This is a genomic window from Kibdelosporangium philippinense (genome assembly GCF_021390435.2).
GTDB lineage: Bacteria > Actinomycetota > Actinomycetes > Mycobacteriales > Pseudonocardiaceae > Kibdelosporangium > Kibdelosporangium philippinense.
The window spans coordinates 731,792-746,931 of sequence record NZ_JAJVCN010000002.1 but is presented as its reverse complement, the minus strand read 5'-3'; the positions used below and the strand labels follow the sequence as shown (position 1 = coordinate 746,931).

Sequence of the window (15,140 nt, the reverse complement as noted above, 5' to 3'; positions counted from 1 at the left end):
AGAAACCGATCGCGAGGGGAACATTTCAATGCCAGGAACTGGACCAAGTCCGCGGGGCTGCCCGCTTCCGAGCACCTCAAGGTCCACTAAGGACAAAAGATCGCCTCATCAGTCACACATGCCACACCAGCCCCACCTACCACGGAACACAATGCCGTGAAGGCCACCTTCACGGCGTTCAACGCACCCAACTCGGCCCTCACACCCCTGAACGTCACGCAATGCCCACACCCCTCGCCCGAGCGGCCAGTCCCACCCACGCCAGCCACAGATCATCGCAGGTCAACCGCCCGCGCCCGCCTACAGTCTCGATCGAACTCCGAACCTTAAATTCCTGGCATTGGCATCCAACGCGCCAAGGGAGGCCCTCGCGCGTCTAACGCCGCGAAGGTGACCTTCACGGCAAATCAGTCCTTGAGATGCTCGAAGGCCTTGAGGTTGGCCAGCGACTCGCCGCGCGAGGTGCGCCACTCCCACTCGCGTTTGATCGACGTGGCGAAGCCGATCTCCAGCAGCACGTTGAAGTCGCCGTCGGCGGCTTCGAGGACCTGGCCGAGCAGGCGGTCAAGCTCGTCCGGCGTGATCGCGTGCAGGCCGATCCTGCCCAGCAGGTAAATGTCGCCGACGCTGTCGATCGTGTAGTGCACGCCGTACAGCTTCGCGTTGCGGCGCAACAGGAACCGGTAGACCTCTTCGTGCGCCTCGTCCGGGCGGCGGCAGACGAACGCCTCGACCACAAGCGCGTGGTCGCCGACAATGAGCCAGCAGTTAGTCTGCAGCTTCTTGGTTCCCGGCAGGGTCACGAAGAACTTGCCCGGCTCCGGCCGGCCGTAGGCGATCTCCCGATCGTCCAAAGTGGACCTGATCACTTCGTCCACATCGGTCACGACGCCACCTCCGAACGCTCCTTACGGAACGTTACCGCAGCCTGCATGTACGCACCGATCAGCTCATCGGTGGTGTGGTCCCACGAGAAAGCCCTGGCGTGATTACGCGCGCCAACAGACAACTTCTCGCGCGACTCCGCGGATCGAGCCAATGCGTGCGCCCAATCAACCGACGAATGCCCCGGCACGAGCAGTCCGGAAACGCCGTCGTTCACCGCGACCCGCAAGCCGCCCACATCGGTCGCGACGACCGGCGTGCCGCAGGCCTGAGCCTCGATGGCAACGAGCCCGAACGACTCGTTATGACTAGGCACCGCGATCGCGTCCGCGGCACGGTAGACCTTCGCAAGCGCGGGCCCTGGCAAGGGTGGCATGAACCGGACCAAGTCCTCAATTCCCAGCCGTACAGCCAAATCCTGCAACGCGCGCGGCTGCTCAAGACCAGTCCCCGAAGGGCCACCGACGATCAGGACGACCAGCTTCGACCGGTCGACCCGGCACTGCGCCAGCAGTTCGGCGGCCGCGTGCAACAGCACATCCGGCGCCTTCAACGGCTGAATCCGCCCGACAAAAGCGAAAATCGTGGCATCGCGTGGGAGGCCCAACGCGGCCCGGGCGTCGCGCTGCGAGCCGGGCGTGAACTGCCGCAGGTCGACGCCGGGCGAGACCGTGCTGACCTTGGCCGGGTCGGCGTCGTACTGGCAGATCAGGTCGTTTGCTTCCATCTCGGTGTTGGCCACCAGGCTGTCGGCCTGGTCGACGACTTGCTGCTCACCGATCTCACGCGTCCGCGGCTCAGGAGTGTCGCCCTCGGCAAGCGCGGCGTTCTTCACGCGCGCCAAGGTGTGCGCGGTGTGCACGAGCGGGACTCCCCAGCGGTCCCGTGCCAGCCAGCCGACCTGGCCGGACAGCCAGTAATGCGAGTGCACGAGGTCGTAGAAGCCAGGTTCGTTGTTCGCCTCGGTCTGCAAGACACCCGCGGTGAAGGCGCACAACTGCGCGGGTAGTTCGCTGCGGTCGAGCGGCTCGTACGGGCCAGCGTGCACGTGCCGGACCAAGACCCCTGGCGCCAATTCCGCCACCGGGGGTAACTCGGACGAGGTAGCCCGGGTGAAGACCTCGACTTCGATCCCACGCTCGGCCATCCGGGTCGCGGTCTGGGCGATGTACACGTTCATTCCACCCGCGTCGCCCGTCCCAGGCTGCTCGAGCGGTGACGTGTGCACCGACAGCAGCGCCACGCGGCGTGGTGGCCGAAGCCAACGAGTCACTCTTCATGCCCCCATGACTCGGTCGGCGAACTCCAGCAACATCCCGTCGAACTCCTCGGTCCGTTCGGCGAAGGGCATATGCCCGGTCTTGGAAAACCAACGCAGTTCGGCCCCTGGAATCTTCCCGACTGTGTACTCCGCCACAGCGGGATTGACTACCGCGTCCAACTGACCGTGCGCGACCAAGGTCGGCACAGTAACCAGCTGCAGTACCGCTGAGCTGTCGAAATCCCGCCGGAACATGGCTCGCCGGACCTCCCATGGCACCCGCAGGGCGTCGCCGACGATTCGCTGGCTCACCTCACCAGGCAGGTGTGTTTCAGACATGCCCCGCACGAACTCGGTGAAACCCCGAGCGGCCATGTCGAGGTCTTCGAGGTTCACGTACGGCACCACCGCACGCATCGCCGTGCCTGGTCCGGCGCCTGGCCGGTCGCGGCCGACCTCGACGGCCGCTGAGGCGAACACCAGCCCGGCCAGGTCCTGGTCGCCGAACGACCGCAGGTAGTCGGTGATCACGGCGCCGCCGTAGGACCAGCCGACCAGCACGACCGGCTTGCCGACCAGGTCGATCACGGCGGCGACATCGTCGGCCCACGCTTCCGGGTCCGAATAGCCGCCGTCCGGGTCGGCGACGTCCGAATATCCGTGTCCACGCAGGTCAGGGGCGGCAAGGCGATACTTCGACGTCAGCGTCGAGTCGGCCAGCTGAGCCGACCAGGCGGCGCTGGACTGGGCCCAGCCGTGCAGCAGGACGATCGCGGGCGCGCCAGGCGGCCCGGCTGTCCGGACCGCGAGGCGAATCCCGTTACCCCCGACGACCTGGTGCAGGGTTACTTGATCGCTGACATGCTCTTCCACTTGTCCCACGAGAACAGCCAATCATTGACGTCCGATGTCGTGGGGAAGTTTGCCTTCGATCCGGTGACCTCGACCGGGTCACCGATCAGGACGGCGTCGAAAACGGCCTTCGCGTCGTTCTCGAAGAGGTTCACGCAGCCGTGCGACGTGTTGTTCTTGCCGATGTTGGCCCGGTTCTCCTCGTTCTCGTGGATGAACTCGCCGTGGTTGGAGATCCGCACGGCCCACTTCTTCTTGACGTTGGTGTAGCCGTAGCGCGGGTTGGAGAAGTCGCCGACCTCTTCCTTGGCCATCACGATGACCGTGCCGTTCGGCGTGTTGAGGTTCGGGTCGTCGTCCTTGCCGTTGCTCGACGGGTACGTGTTGACCAGGTTGCCGTCCCGGTAGACCTTGAGGTTGTGGTCCGGGGTGTTGACCTTGAGCACCTGGTTGCGGCCGATCTTGAACTTGCTGGTGACGTCCGCGCGGCCGTGCCCGTTGCCGTAGTTCACGCCGTAGAGCGACGCCGTGACCTTGACCTGGGTGTTGGCCGGCCAGTACTCCTTCGGCCGGTAGTCGACCTGGGTCGCGGAGATCCACGCCCACGAGCCTTCGATGTTCGTCTTCGGTGAGGTCTCGACCTTGAGCGCCTTCTCGGCCGCGGCCTTGTCCTGCGGCGCGCTATCGAACTTCACGCTGATCGGCATGCCGACGCCGACCGTGGCGTTGTCGACCGGGTTGAGCGTCGCGCGGACCTGCTTGGCCGGGGTCATCGTGGTGAAGCTGCCCTTGAGCTCGACGTCCTTGTTGTCGGTGCCCTTGGCCTTCGCGACGTAGTTGTACGTCTTGCCGTAGCCGGGTTTGTCGGTGTTGGTCCAGCTCAGCTTGTCCGCCGAGATCTCGCCCTTGAGCGCCTTGCCTTCGGCGTTGGTCACCGTGGCCTCGGTGAGCGTGCCGTCGGTGACGGAGAACTTGATGGGCTTGGCGACCTCGACGTCCTTGGCCTCGCCAGCCGGGTCGGCGACGATCTTGGCCACTGGGCGTGTCTCACCGTCTCCGGGAGCCTCGCCAACGGCGTTCGGGTTGCCAGCCTCCGTGGTGGAACAACCGGCTACGACGACTACGGCCGAGAGCAGGAACGCACCGATGACCGTTCTTCGTCCTGCCCGCACGGCTACCTCCGTCTATCGCATCGTCCATCTACTCGTAAAGACGCACAAAAGGGCGCCTGGTGTGCCTAAAGTGAGCTGGGTCACAGTGCGACACCCACCAAGACCGGCTCGGCTTCGAGCCGTACGCCGAACACTTTGTGCACGCCGTCGCGGACTTCCCTGGCCAGCGACAACAGGTCCGCCGTTGTGCCGTCGCCCCGGTTGGTCAGCGCCAACGTGTGACTGTGCGACAGCGACACACGGTTGCCAGGACCTGGGTACCCCTTTACGAAACCCGCACGCTCGATCAGCCACGCGGCGGACAACTTGCCGCCGCCATCGGCCGGATACTGCGGGATACGCACGTCCTCGCCCACATACGCGGCGATGCGCTGCACGGCCTCGGCCAGTTCGTCATGTGGCAGCACAGGGTTGGTGAAGAACGAGCCCGCGCTCCACGTGTCATGGTCGTCCTCGTCAAGGACCATTCCCTTGCCACGCCGTAGGTCGAGCACGGACTGACGGACGCGGTCGACAGGCACGCGCTCGCCCGGCGCGACACCGAGCGTGTTGGCGAGCTCCGAGTACCGGATCGGCGCGGACATACCCGTGTCCGCCAGTTCGAACCGCACGCGCAGCACGACCGCACGGTCTGTGCCTTTGAGCACGCTCGTGCGGTAGGCGAGCCCGAGTTGGTCAGCCGTCAGGGTGCGGACCTCGCCACTCGCGCGGTCGAGCAGGTCGACCGACAGGAGCACCTCGGAGATCTCGACGCCGTACGCGCCGACGTTCTGCACCGGCGTGGCACCGACCAGACCGGGGATGCCGGACAGGCACTCCAGGCCGCCGAGCCCCGCGGAGACCGTCTTGGCCACGACGTCGTCCCAGTTCTCACCCGCCTCGGCGGTGAGCTGGACGCGGCCGGGCGTCGTGCAGTCCTCGGCGACGCCCTTGGTGGCGATGTGCACGACCGTTCCGTCGAAGCCCTCGTCGGAGACCAGGACGTTCGATCCGCCGCCGAGCACGAGCAGCGTCTCGCCCGCGTCGTCGGCGGCGCGGACGGCGTCGACCACCTCTCGGGCGGTTCTCGCTTCGATGAACCTGGTCGCCGGCCCGCCAAGGCGTAGCGTCGTATAACCGCTCAGCGGTACCGCCGAGCGGACGTCAGTGCCGGGACGCGAGGTCGTCACGGGCGTCAACGGTAACCTCCGGTTCATGCCTAGCCGTATGGAGCACCGGGCGCGGTTCGCCGCCCCTGCCGATTCCGTGTACGCCGCGGTCGTCGACCCGGCGTTTCTTACCGACCGGCTCGAAGCTCTCGGCGGCAACAACGCCTCCGTCGTGGACCGCACGGAGTCGGCACAGGCCACGACGTTCCAGGTACGCCAGGGGCTTGCCGCGGAACATCTTCCCTCAGCCGTCCGGACCTTGCTGAAGGGTGACCTGGTCGTTGATCGGACTGAGACCTGGCGCCCGGACAAATCGGGCACGGTGAAGGCCTCCGTGCAGGGCGTGCCCGGCGAGATCAACGGCACAATGCGCCTGTCCGACCTTGCCGACGGCTCGGAATGGGTGACATCGCTCGAGGTCAAGGTCAGCATCCCGCTTGTCGGTGGCAAGATCGAGAAGGCGATCGGCGAGCAGGTGCTGAAGCTGCTGGCCAACGAGGCGACATTCACCGAGAAATGGCTCGCACACCGCGGCTAGCGGCGGGCCGGGCCCGTGCGCTCGGCGTCCCGACGCGCGGTACGACGAACCCGAACCGGCTGCGCAAAGTAGACCGGTGGATGACCGGCACGCCATGGGTCGCGTCTGCGCTGCGCTCCACGCCCGATCCGCTCGTGGTCGACCTTGGCTATGGCTCGTCGCCTGTGACGACGGTCGAGCTCGCGGCGCGGCTGCGTACCGTCCGGCCGGATGTCCGGGTGCTGGGTCTCGAACTGGACCCGGAACGGGTCGAGGCCGGTAAGGCCGCCGCCGATCCACCGTTTCTGGACTTCCGACGCGGCGGCTTCGAGCTTGCGGGCGCCCTGCCGACGGTGTTGCGCGCGTTCAACGTGCTGCGGCAGTACACCGAGCCTGACGCGGCGGCGGCGTGGCAGACGATGTTGTCCCGCTTGGCTCCGGGCGGTTTGCTCGTCGAGGGGACATGCGACGAGATCGGCAGGCGCTGCTGCTGGGTGACCCTGTCTGCCGACGGACCGTTCCTGTTCACGTTGGCGTGCTTGCCTTCTGACCTTGCCCAACCGTCCGATTTGGCCGAACGTCTGCCGAAGTCGTTGATCCACAAGAACATCCCGGGCGAGCGAATTCACGACCTGCTGACGGCGTTGGACACCCATTGGGCCGCAGCAGCTCCTTTGAGCCCGTACGGTCCACGCGCCCGCTGGGTGGAGACAGTGCGGCGGCTTTCCTCGGACTGGCCGGTACTGGACAACAGGAAGCGCTGGCGGCTCGGCGAGGTCACCCTGTCGTGGGAAATCTTCCACTAGGCTGGGCGAGGTGGATCACGAGACGTATTTGGCGCACATCGTGGAACAAGCCGAGGGCCTGAAGGCCGCGGCGATCGAGGCCGGGCCGTCTGCACCGGTCCCCACATGTCCAGAGTGGACGGTCCGCGACCTGGTCGAGCACATCGCACAGGTACACAACATGGTGACCGAGGGCCTGAAGCTGTCGCCGGGAGACCAGCGGCCACCCCGAGCAGACCTTCCCGCTGACTGGGACTCGTTGCTCGCCTGGTGGGACGCCAAACGTATCGAGATGGTGGCGGGGCTTGGCGCGGACGACCCGGCCAAGCAAGCCTGGAGCTTCGTCCCCCACATGGGAACGCTCGCCTGGTGGGCCCGTCGCCAAGCGCACGAGACAGCGATCCACCGCCTGGACGCCGAACACGCGAAGTCGGAAAAAGTCCCGACGCTCCTGTTCAACTCGGAACTGGCCGCGGACGGGATAGACGAAGCTCTGGCGACCATGTCGGTCTACCGAGCCCGGGCCAAACGTCCAGAGGTGACGGTCGCGGGAACACTGCTCGTCCATGCAGCCGACGCAGGCAGAACCTGGCTGCTGCGCGCGTATGACGGAGTAGTCGAAGTCGGCCCAGTCGAAGATGCGGCAACCGACGCCGACGCAACCCTGGCAGGAACAGCGGACGCGGTATACCGAGCGGTCTGGAAGCGCCCAAGTCATGCGATTTTCAACGGCCGCTCCGACATGATGCAAGCAGTGAACGGAGGCTGAAAGAATCTCCGGTCATGACCCAGCCTGAACGCCGGTACGTGATCACCTTCGGCTGCCCGGACAGGACCGGCATCGTCGCGCGAATCTCCCAGTTCCTAGCGCACGCAGGCGGCTGGATCGTGGAGGCGGCGTACCACACGGACCAGGACACGGGCTGGTTCTTCACCCGCCAGGAAGTGCTGGCATCCTCGCTGCCGTTCGGCATGGACGCCCTTCGTGCCCAGTTCGCCGAGGTCGCCGCGGAGCTTGGTGGCGAGTGGACCGTGACCGACACCGGAGAGCGCCGCCGGGTGGTGATCCTGGTGTCGAAGGAAGCCCATTGTTTGTACGACCTACTGGGCCGGGTGGCGTCCGGGGAGCTGGACGTAGACATCCCTGCCGTGATCGGCAACCATGCTTCGCTGGCAGGAATCACTGAGGCGCACGGGATTCCGTTCCATCACGTCGAGTTTCCCCGTGATGGCAAGGAAACTGCTTTCGCTGAGGTCTGTTCCCTTGTAGCTTCACATGATCCGCACGCGATCGTGCTGGCTCGGTTCATGCAGATCTTGCCTGTGGAGCTGTGCACGGAGTGGGCTGGGCGGGCGCTGAACATCCATCACAGCTTCCTGCCTTCTTTTGTTGGCGCGAAGCCTTATCACCAGGCCCACTTGCGCGGGGTGAAACTCGTTGGGGCCACTTGCCATTACGTGACCGCGGAGTTGGACGCGGGGCCGATCGTCGAGCAGGACGTGATCCGAGTAGGCCACGCCGACAGCATCCCCGACATGGTCCGAAAAGGCCGCGACATCGAAAAGGTCGTCCTGGCCCGAGGACTGCGCTGGCACCTGGAAAACCGCGTCCTGGTCCACGGAAACAAAACCGTCGTGTTCTAGCAGGTCAGCCCTCGTGAGTGGTTAGCAGGGTTAGAACACGCGTAATCACTCACGACAGGCCTTAGGTGGGTTGACCCACCGGGCGGGCGGCCAACCGGATTTCACGTCCGATCATGACCCCACGCTATCCAGCCATTCCGCAGTCCGCAGCACTGTGTTCGTCAGGCTGCCCACATTCTCGATCCGGATCTCCACGGTGTCGCCGGGCGCCAGGTTGAAGTCCAGCTCGGGCACAATCCCGGTCCCAGTGGAAAGCACCACACCATCCGGGAACCGCATGAAAGACGTCAGATACGGCACCAAGCCCGCAGCGGGCCGGTGGAACGACGAAGTCGACGTCCGCCCCTCAAAGACAACCGCTCCCGCCCGGTACACCCACATCCCGATCTCCAACGCGGCAATGTCGGTCAACCACACCGGCACGATTCCCGAAGACACCGAGCAGCTGCCCGCATAGATCTTCGCCTGGGGCAGATACAGCGGATTGTCACCTTCGATCGACCGCGAGCTCACATCGTTGACCACGACATACCCAGCGATTTCACCGAAAGCGTTGATCACGAGCCCGAGCTCCGGCTCCGGCACGTTGATCGCCGAATCCTCACGGACCGCGATCGGCTGTCCATCAGTCACCACACGCCATGCCGGTGCCTTGAAGAACAACTCGGGACGTTCGGCCTCGTAGATGCGGTCATACACAGTCGGCTCGGTGGTTTCCTCAACCCGGGCGTCCCGTGACCGCGAGTAGGTCACGCCCGCTGCCCAGACTTCCGTCAGGCCGTCCAGTGGGGCGAGCAGTCGGACACTTTCGGCGGGAATCTCGGCGCTCGCCGTCGCCACCATCTCGCGCATAGTGTCCACTCGGACCCGCAGCAGGTCCGCGATGCGCCACTCGCCGGGCAGGCGCTTGATCACCTCGCCTTCGTCGAGTCCGATGTGGATTTGACCGGTCTGATCGGTGAACCTGACCACGCGGGTGCGAATGTTCTCCACGTCGCGAGCGTAACGTGAAACTTTCCCGCAGCGCCCCGCTCGCAACGGCCACATATGGACGTGACCAGCGTAGAGGGGGTGTCCGTGCGGGTGCCGACCGATCATGCGGCCGTACTCGACAGCGGGCTGTGGCAACGAGGGGACGAGGCCGCGTTCGGCGTGCTCTTCGAACGCCATATCCAGGCCGTCTGGAACTACTGCTACCGGCTGACCGCCTCTCAGTCACTGGCCGAAGATCTTGCCGCGGAGACGTTCTACATCGCCTGGCGCAAGCGCTCGGAAGTCACGTTGGTCCGCGACAGCGCGCTGCCTTGGCTCTACACGGTCGCCGCGAACCTGGTCCGCACGGAACGCCGCAGGTTGGGGCGGTTCTCCCGGGCCGTGCGCCGGGTGCAGCTCGAAGTGGTGCCTGACCATGCCGATCTCGTCATCGATCAACTGGCCGACACGCAGCGGCTGCGCGAGGTTCTGCAAGCGATCGCCAAGTTGCCTCGGGCTGAGCACCGCGCGGTCCAGCTTTGTCTGTTGGGCGACGTGTCCACGGCGGATGCCGCTGAAGTCCTGGGGGTTACCGAGTCCACGGTCCGTGCCAATCTCACCAGGGCGCGAGCGCGACTGCGGGCGACGCTGGAGGAGACGTCATGAGCCACATCGACCTGCCGCCATACGGGCCGATTCCCGATGACGTCCGTGACCGCATCCGCCGCAAGGTGCAGCGCCGGATCCGCAAGCCGCGGTACCGCACACCGGTTGGCGTCGCGGCTGCCGTCACGTTGCTCGCGGCGGGCGCGCTGGTTATCACTGACAAACCCGACGGTCCAGTCGAACTGGCCATGCCGACGCCCGAGAGTGTCGCGATGGACCGTTGCTGGGCCGCGATCCAGAAGTCCGGTGAGACCGGCCGCTACCCGCACCGCGACCAGTGGCGCGTTGCCGTAACCCACGCCTCGGTGAACAGTCCGGTCACGGTCGTTGGCATCACCAGCGACGCACCGCCGTTCTTCTGCCAGACAACGGAAACGACCGTCACGGTGTCGGCTCCAACGACCGAGCCGAGGTACGCGAAGGGCACCAAGACAGCCGCTCTGCTTTTCGACGCCAACGGGATCGTCGCCGGTGTGATGGGCCCGGGTTGGCCTGCTGCCCGCATCTACCAGCCCCCGCGCCCGCCCGGGTTCGTGCTCAACGAGCAAGGCATGTTCATTTACCTCGCTGCGACGCATCTGGACGGTCCGGTGCTGGTCAAGCGGGCTGAGCGGGACAATCGTTTCCCTGAGGGCGAGCCGCTGCCGGACATTGAGCTGCCGCTGCCGCAAAACCCCGCCGTGACCGTGGTCGACCGGCCCGCGCCTGCCAAGGACCGCACCTCGGAACGAGGTGCGGAGCTTGACCAATGTCTCGCTGAATCCACGAGCAGCGGGCTGCAGAGCGCGGGATCCTTCGGCCCGGGTGCGCAGGTGACCAGGGACGGGGCGGTTCAGACGATGGCCCGCAGTGAGACGTGGATCGCGAGCTGCTCTCTGCAGGGTGTTCGTGAGGCTGGCTCGCACACCGGCCGTTTCCTGCTCGGCGCCCCCTTGTCGGTGATCAACCCGGAGGTGCCGATCGGGGTCGACACCGGTTTCCTCTACACCGGGAACAAGCCACTGGCGACATTGGGCGGAACTGTGCCCGCGCGCACCAGGAGGATGCAGATCGACTGGGACGGCAAGGCCACGGCATCGGCCGACATCGCCAACGCGACATTCCTGGTGATCGTGCCGGATGGGGTGCCTGCCAACAGCCGCACCCCACCGACGGTGCAGCTGTTCGACATCAACGAAACGATGTTCCACTCCGGGCCGCTCCTGCGCTACCTGCAGCCGAAGTAAGCTGCGCCAATGCGGACCGAGATCACCGACCTCGCCACGTTGCGCGAACACCGTGCGGCCGGGCTTGACCTGCGCGATGTCGTGCTCATCGGGCTGGATCTGACCGGTGAGGACGATCTGCTCCGTACTGCGATGGACGGCGCCGTGCTGCTGGGGTGCGAGCTGTCGAGCAGGACGCGCCGCCAGGCTGAAGCGGCCGGAGCGTTGATTTTCCCGGACATCCCTGACCTGCCGTATCGCGTCTACCGGACCACGCTGTACACCCCGGCCGAGCTGTTCGCTGGCTTCGACCCGGCGCGTCCTGAGTCCTATGCGGACACTCCGGACGCGCGGATCTACCAGCACAGCAGGGAACAAGGCCGCCTGCCAGATCCCTTGCACGCGTTGGCGGAACGGCTGCACGACCATTCGATCACGTCAGCGCTCGGTGAAACGCTTGCGGCGCAATCGAATCCGCCAGTCGCAGTGATGGGTGGACATGCGCTTGCTCGTGACTCCGCTGGCTACCTCGCCGCGATGCGCCTAGGCGCCGCGTTGGGCCGCGCGGGATTCACAGTGCTGACCGGCGGCGGTCCCGGTGCCATGGAAGCGGTGCCGTACGGCGTGCGCGCGCCGGACCACATCGACGAGTTGCACGCTGAGCTGGCCAAAGCGCCGCGGTTCGGCGAGGGCGCCGGAGAGATCGGCCGATGGCTCGCCGCCGGGCTCGCCTGCGAGGTTCCCGATTCACAACCGCTGACCATCGGCATCCCGACGTGGTTCTACGGGCACGAGCCGCCGAACCCAGCATGCCATTGGCACGCCAAGTACTTCGCGAACTCGGTGCGTGAAGACGGCTTGCTGACCGTGGCGACTGGCGGAGTCCTGTACACACCGGGCAGCGCGGGCACGGTCCAGGAGGTTTTCCAGGACTACACGCAGAACCACTACATGTCGGTCGGTCCTGCGGCGCCGATGGTGTTCCTGGACAAGGATTTCTGGACCTCGGACGTGCCCGCCGCGCCGTTGGTGCAGCAACTGGCGCGCGGGCGTGACGCGGAACAGTGGATTCTCGTCACCGATGACGTCGACGAAGCCGTGGATCTGCTCCAGAAGTACTCAGCGGCCTAGGTTTTCGACAACCTCGGCACCGGTCAGCTTCGCGAGCACGTCGCCGGGGATGAGCAGCTTGCTGCCCCGGATTCCGCTGCCGATCACGAGTTCAGGCGCGGCTGCGACGGCCGCGTCGATCAACAACGGCCAGCCGTCCGGCAGGCCGACTGGCGTGATCCCGCCGTACTCCATGCCGGTCAGCTCGACCGCGGTGTCCATTGGCGCGAACGACGCTTTGCGCACGTCAAGCCGCTTGCGCACCACTCCGTTGACGTCGGCACGGGTCGTCGCGAGCACGAGGCACGCGGCAAAACGCTCCTCACCTGCGCGCTTTCCTGCGACGACGACACAGTTCGCGGACGCTTCCATCGGGGAGCCGTAGGCCTCGCAGAACTGCGCGGTGTCGGCGAGGTCCGGGTCGATCTGCACGACCCCGACGCGGGCGACGTCGTTCGGGTCGAGGGCAGCGAGCGCGGTGGCGACGGGCGCGGCAAGCAGATCGGTCCGGTCAGTGGCCTTCTCGACCTGCAACGAGCCCGCGATTGTCCAAGTCATGCCCGCCAGGCTACTTGCAGCAAAGCACGCAGCTGAGCCCGGTGAGTGATCAACGGCGCCGTCGAATCGAACACTTCGAGCTGTCCCTTGGCGAACGCGGCCGCCACCTGTTCGGCGATTTCAGCCGGGTGCAGCGGATCGCCAACCGCGCTGATCACCAGGGTCGGCGCGGTGACGTGCCGCAACGCTTCCCGATCGACAATGGGGAACTGCGGCGCCAGCTCGTCGATCGCCGTGGTCAACCTGCGCATTGCCTTTGCCCGCGCTTGCACGTAGTCACCCAGTGCGTAACCGGTCGGCAAAGTTTTGGCGATCTCGTCCTCGCTGGTCTGCTTACGCAGCACCGCTTGCACCTCGGCCGCGCGTGGCTGGTCGAGAACAGCGGGCAGCAGCAGGGCGATCCGGTCGAACCGGTCCGGATTCTCGGCCGCGATCCTGGTCAGGACGGCCGCGCCGAGCGAAACGCCAATGGCTTTCTGGGCTTTCACCTCGTCGGCGATTTTCAGGACGTCCGCGGCGATGGTTTCGTAACGCCAGTAGCCTTCCGGCGCGTCCGGCTCATCGCCGTGCGACGGCAGCGTGACCACGACACGGGTTCCGGGCAGGCCGGACGCGGGAATCCGCGCTTCTCCTGGTGTCGCGCCAAGACCTGGGACGACGATGGTGACCGGGTTGCCCGATCCGTATGCCTGCCAGCTCACCACCGGTTGCCGCGCTGCACCTCGATCAGCCTCGGCCGCACGTCCACGATGTAGACCAGCACCGCGACAAGTCCGGCGATCCAGAACATCATGGTGAAGTCGGCGAACGAGAACAGCGCGAGCGCCACCGCGCCACCGCCGGTGATGCCGAGCCATGCCGGTTTCGTCATCCGGTCGATCGCCTGGAAGGCATCGGCACGCTGGAGCAGGGCGTGCACGAACGCGAACACACCGACTGGGATCGCTGCCCAGTTGATGGCCATCACGATGTAAAGGGCAATGTTCGGCACGTTGTCAGACTACGTTGCCGCGCGACGCTATGACCACATGGTCAAGACTTGGCAAAGGCCACCCGGATTTCCACTGAGTGAATTTCTTCGCGTTCGTCCAGGTCAGACCAGCGGCCAGCGGTAGCCTCCGGCGGGTTCGTCGAGCCAGAGTTCCTGGTGTTCGCCATCCACTGAGACGCCGAACCGGGCGCGCCGCGGCTCGCCCAGCGTCTGCCACAGGTCGTAGGCCTGCTCGATTTCGTCCCACAACCTGCGCGGGCCCGACTGCACAACGTAATCAGTCTCGTGCCGTACCCACGAGCCGTCCGGATGCGTCAGCAGCACGCATCTCGCGGCGCCAGCGGCGTGTACATCGGGCAGCTCCAGACCCGCGAAGAACTCGAACGGGCTGGTCGGGCTGATCACCCCGGCAGGCAAGGCCGTGGACCGTGAACTGCCTGGCGCGTCGGGCTCCGGCCACGCGACCTCGTGGGTCTGCGGCGCCCTCAGCGGCATGAAACGACCGTCGTCAGCAAGCACTTTGCCTTCGCCTGTGGCTCCTTCGCCCGCGATGATGCGCACCAGCCCAGCTCCGAGCGGACGGCTGAGCGTGGTCACCACGATGCCGCCCGGACGGGTTTGTTCGAGCCACGCCAGCGGGATTCGCGGGACCGCGCACGTGCACAGGACGCGGTCGTAGGGCGCGCCTTGCGGGTAGCCGTTGACTCCGTCCGTCACCGCACAGGTCGGATGCAGACCGCATTCGGCAAGGCGCCGTTCCGCCGGTCCGGCGAGCGACTCGTCAATGTCTATTGTGGACACAAGGTTGTCACCTTGGCGTACGCACAGCAGCGCCGCGTTGTAGCCGGTGCCGGTACCGACTTCGAGAACGCGGTGATTTTCCTCGGCCAGCAAGGCTTCCAGCATCACCGCCATAATGGTCGGCATACTGGAGGAACAGGTCGGCGCGCCGTAGACAGGCCCGTCGTTGCGCGCGGCCGCCCACCTCGAACTGTCGCCGTCGAGCTGCGTGACGAGCACGCGATCGGCGTAGATCTGAGTCAGCCAGTCCTCGTCACCTTCCTCGACCGCCTGCCATCGACCGGCTCGCGCCTGGAAGTAGCGCGGCAGGAAGGCGTGCCTCGGGACGGTCAGGAAGGCGTCCCGCCAGCTGACGTCGGTGAGCGTTCCGTTGCGGATGAGCGCACGGACGAGCCGGCTCCGCAGTCGCGCCGCGGTGCCTTCCACATCCGCTTTCACGCTCATCGCCCCTCACTGTAGCCCGGTGTGACCGACCCCACCGATGAAGTGCAAGCACCCCGCTTGCAATAGCTAGCACTCCGGCCTACCGTGGGATGTGTCGAGAGGAGGTGGCCAGGAGTGACAGACGAACAC

17 protein-coding genes are annotated in these 15,140 nt (G+C 66.0%); 7 read left to right on the top strand and 10 right to left on the bottom strand.

The genetic code is table 11. The features are described 5' to 3' along the window. Window positions 1-407 precede the first annotated feature (407 nt). From LWC34_RS22455 to LWC34_RS22435, 5 genes are all read right to left on the bottom strand, one after another. A complete protein-coding gene (locus tag LWC34_RS22455) occupies window positions 408-887 on the bottom strand; it encodes a type III secretion system chaperone family protein (RefSeq protein WP_233727138.1) in 480 nt (159 codons plus the stop codon). Beyond that, window positions 884-2,158, bottom strand: a complete 1,275-nt coding sequence (gene mshA / locus LWC34_RS22450) for a D-inositol-3-phosphate glycosyltransferase (protein WP_233727137.1) — start codon at window positions 2,156-2,158, stop codon at window positions 884-886. The genes LWC34_RS22455 and mshA overlap by 4 nt, the downstream gene beginning before the upstream one ends. A 3-nt stretch (window positions 2,159-2,161) precedes the next feature. After that, window positions 2,162-3,028 carry an alpha/beta fold hydrolase gene (locus LWC34_RS22445; protein WP_233727136.1) on the bottom strand — a complete coding sequence of 289 codons (867 nt, stop codon included), beginning with the start codon at window positions 3,026-3,028 and terminating at the stop codon, window positions 2,162-2,164. Next, window positions 2,992-4,170, bottom strand: a complete 1,179-nt coding sequence (locus LWC34_RS22440; protein WP_233727135.1) for a L,D-transpeptidase — start codon at window positions 4,168-4,170, stop codon at window positions 2,992-2,994. Before LWC34_RS22440 ends, LWC34_RS22445 begins: the two co-directional genes overlap by 37 nt. A gap of 80 nt (window positions 4,171-4,250) precedes the next feature. After that, entirely contained in the window at window positions 4,251-5,339 is a 1,089-nt protein-coding gene (locus LWC34_RS22435) for a UDP-N-acetylmuramate dehydrogenase (protein WP_233727134.1), read from the bottom strand. Window positions 5,340-5,364: 25 nt separating this feature from the next. On the opposite strand from LWC34_RS22435, the gene LWC34_RS22430 reads away from it, so the two are divergent. The 4 genes from LWC34_RS22430 to purU are packed head-to-tail and all read left to right on the top strand — an operon-like array spanning window position 5,365 to window position 8,264. Then, window positions 5,365-5,856 (top strand): DUF2505 domain-containing protein, encoded by a 492-nt coding sequence (locus LWC34_RS22430; protein WP_233727133.1) that lies wholly within the window; start codon window positions 5,365-5,367, stop codon window positions 5,854-5,856. Further along, window positions 5,835-6,641, top strand: a complete 807-nt coding sequence (locus LWC34_RS22425) for a class I SAM-dependent methyltransferase (RefSeq protein WP_233727132.1) — start codon at window positions 5,835-5,837, stop codon at window positions 6,639-6,641. The genes LWC34_RS22430 and LWC34_RS22425 overlap by 22 nt, the downstream gene beginning before the upstream one ends. 10 nt (window positions 6,642-6,651) lie before the next feature. Next, window positions 6,652-7,389 (top strand): maleylpyruvate isomerase family mycothiol-dependent enzyme, encoded by a 738-nt coding sequence (locus LWC34_RS22420; RefSeq protein WP_233727131.1) that lies wholly within the window; start codon window positions 6,652-6,654, stop codon window positions 7,387-7,389. 14 nt (window positions 7,390-7,403) lie between these two features. Continuing rightward, the gene (gene purU, locus LWC34_RS22415; RefSeq protein WP_233727130.1) at window positions 7,404-8,264 is read left to right on the top strand and encodes a formyltetrahydrofolate deformylase; all 861 of its coding nucleotides are present in this window, start codon (window positions 7,404-7,406) and stop codon (window positions 8,262-8,264) included. Between the two features lie 111 nt (window positions 8,265-8,375). Here the strand turns inward: purU and LWC34_RS22410 are convergent, their stop codons facing one another. Then, window positions 8,376-9,257, bottom strand: a complete 882-nt coding sequence (locus LWC34_RS22410; protein WP_233727129.1) for a fumarylacetoacetate hydrolase family protein — start codon at window positions 9,255-9,257, stop codon at window positions 8,376-8,378. A gap of 60 nt (window positions 9,258-9,317) precedes the next feature. On the opposite strand from LWC34_RS22410, the gene LWC34_RS22405 reads away from it, so the two are divergent. From LWC34_RS22405 to LWC34_RS22395, 3 genes are read left to right on the top strand one after another with little or no spacing between them, the layout of a single operon-like run. Further along, on the top strand, window positions 9,318-9,902 hold the full coding sequence (locus tag LWC34_RS22405) for an RNA polymerase sigma factor (protein ID WP_372496566.1): 585 nt from the start codon (window positions 9,318-9,320) through the stop codon (window positions 9,900-9,902). Continuing rightward, entirely contained in the window at window positions 9,899-11,128 is a 1,230-nt protein-coding gene (locus tag LWC34_RS22400) for a hypothetical protein (protein WP_233727128.1), read from the top strand. Before LWC34_RS22405 ends, LWC34_RS22400 begins: the two co-directional genes overlap by 4 nt. A 9-nt stretch (window positions 11,129-11,137) precedes the next feature. Then, window positions 11,138-12,238 (top strand): LOG family protein, encoded by a 1,101-nt coding sequence (locus LWC34_RS22395; protein ID WP_233727127.1) that lies wholly within the window; start codon window positions 11,138-11,140, stop codon window positions 12,236-12,238. Here LWC34_RS22395 and LWC34_RS22390 read toward each other — a convergent pair. The 4 genes from LWC34_RS22390 to LWC34_RS22375 all read right to left on the bottom strand — a co-directional run bounded on the left by LWC34_RS22390 (window position 12,227) and on the right by LWC34_RS22375 (window position 15,011). Next, window positions 12,227-12,775, bottom strand: coding sequence for a YbaK/EbsC family protein (locus tag LWC34_RS22390; RefSeq protein ID WP_233727126.1), 549 nt, complete (start codon window positions 12,773-12,775; stop codon window positions 12,227-12,229). The genes LWC34_RS22395 and LWC34_RS22390 overlap by 12 nt on opposite strands. Next, the gene (locus LWC34_RS22385) at window positions 12,772-13,479 is read right to left on the bottom strand and encodes an alpha/beta fold hydrolase (protein ID WP_233727125.1); all 708 of its coding nucleotides are present in this window, start codon (window positions 13,477-13,479) and stop codon (window positions 12,772-12,774) included. Before LWC34_RS22385 ends, LWC34_RS22390 begins: the two co-directional genes overlap by 4 nt. Then, on the bottom strand, window positions 13,473-13,766 hold the full coding sequence (locus tag LWC34_RS22380) for a DUF2516 family protein (protein ID WP_233727124.1): 294 nt from the start codon (window positions 13,764-13,766) through the stop codon (window positions 13,473-13,475). The genes LWC34_RS22385 and LWC34_RS22380 overlap by 7 nt, the downstream gene beginning before the upstream one ends. A gap of 102 nt (window positions 13,767-13,868) precedes the next feature. Then, window positions 13,869-15,011, bottom strand: coding sequence for a methyltransferase domain-containing protein (locus tag LWC34_RS22375; protein ID WP_233727123.1), 1,143 nt, complete (start codon window positions 15,009-15,011; stop codon window positions 13,869-13,871). Window positions 15,012-15,140: the final 129 nt, after the last annotated feature.

Coding starts and splice junctions, on each gene's coding strand:
- LWC34_RS22400 (WP_233727128.1), top strand. CDS start 9,899: ATGAGCCACATCGACCTGCCGCCATACGGGCCGATTCCCGATGACGTC.
- LWC34_RS22395 (WP_233727127.1), top strand. CDS start 11,138: ATGCGGACCGAGATCACCGACCTCGCCACGTTGCGCGAACACCGTGCG.
- purU (WP_233727130.1), top strand. CDS start 7,404: ATGACCCAGCCTGAACGCCGGTACGTGATCACCTTCGGCTGCCCGGAC.
- LWC34_RS22425 (WP_233727132.1), top strand. CDS start 5,835: ATGGCTCGCACACCGCGGCTAGCGGCGGGCCGGGCCCGTGCGCTCGGC.
- LWC34_RS22430 (WP_233727133.1), top strand. CDS start 5,365: ATGCCTAGCCGTATGGAGCACCGGGCGCGGTTCGCCGCCCCTGCCGAT.
- LWC34_RS22375 (WP_233727123.1), bottom strand. CDS start 15,011: ATGAGCGTGAAAGCGGATGTGGAAGGCACCGCGGCGCGACTGCGGAGC.
- LWC34_RS22390 (WP_233727126.1), bottom strand. CDS start 12,775: ATGACTTGGACAATCGCGGGCTCGTTGCAGGTCGAGAAGGCCACTGAC.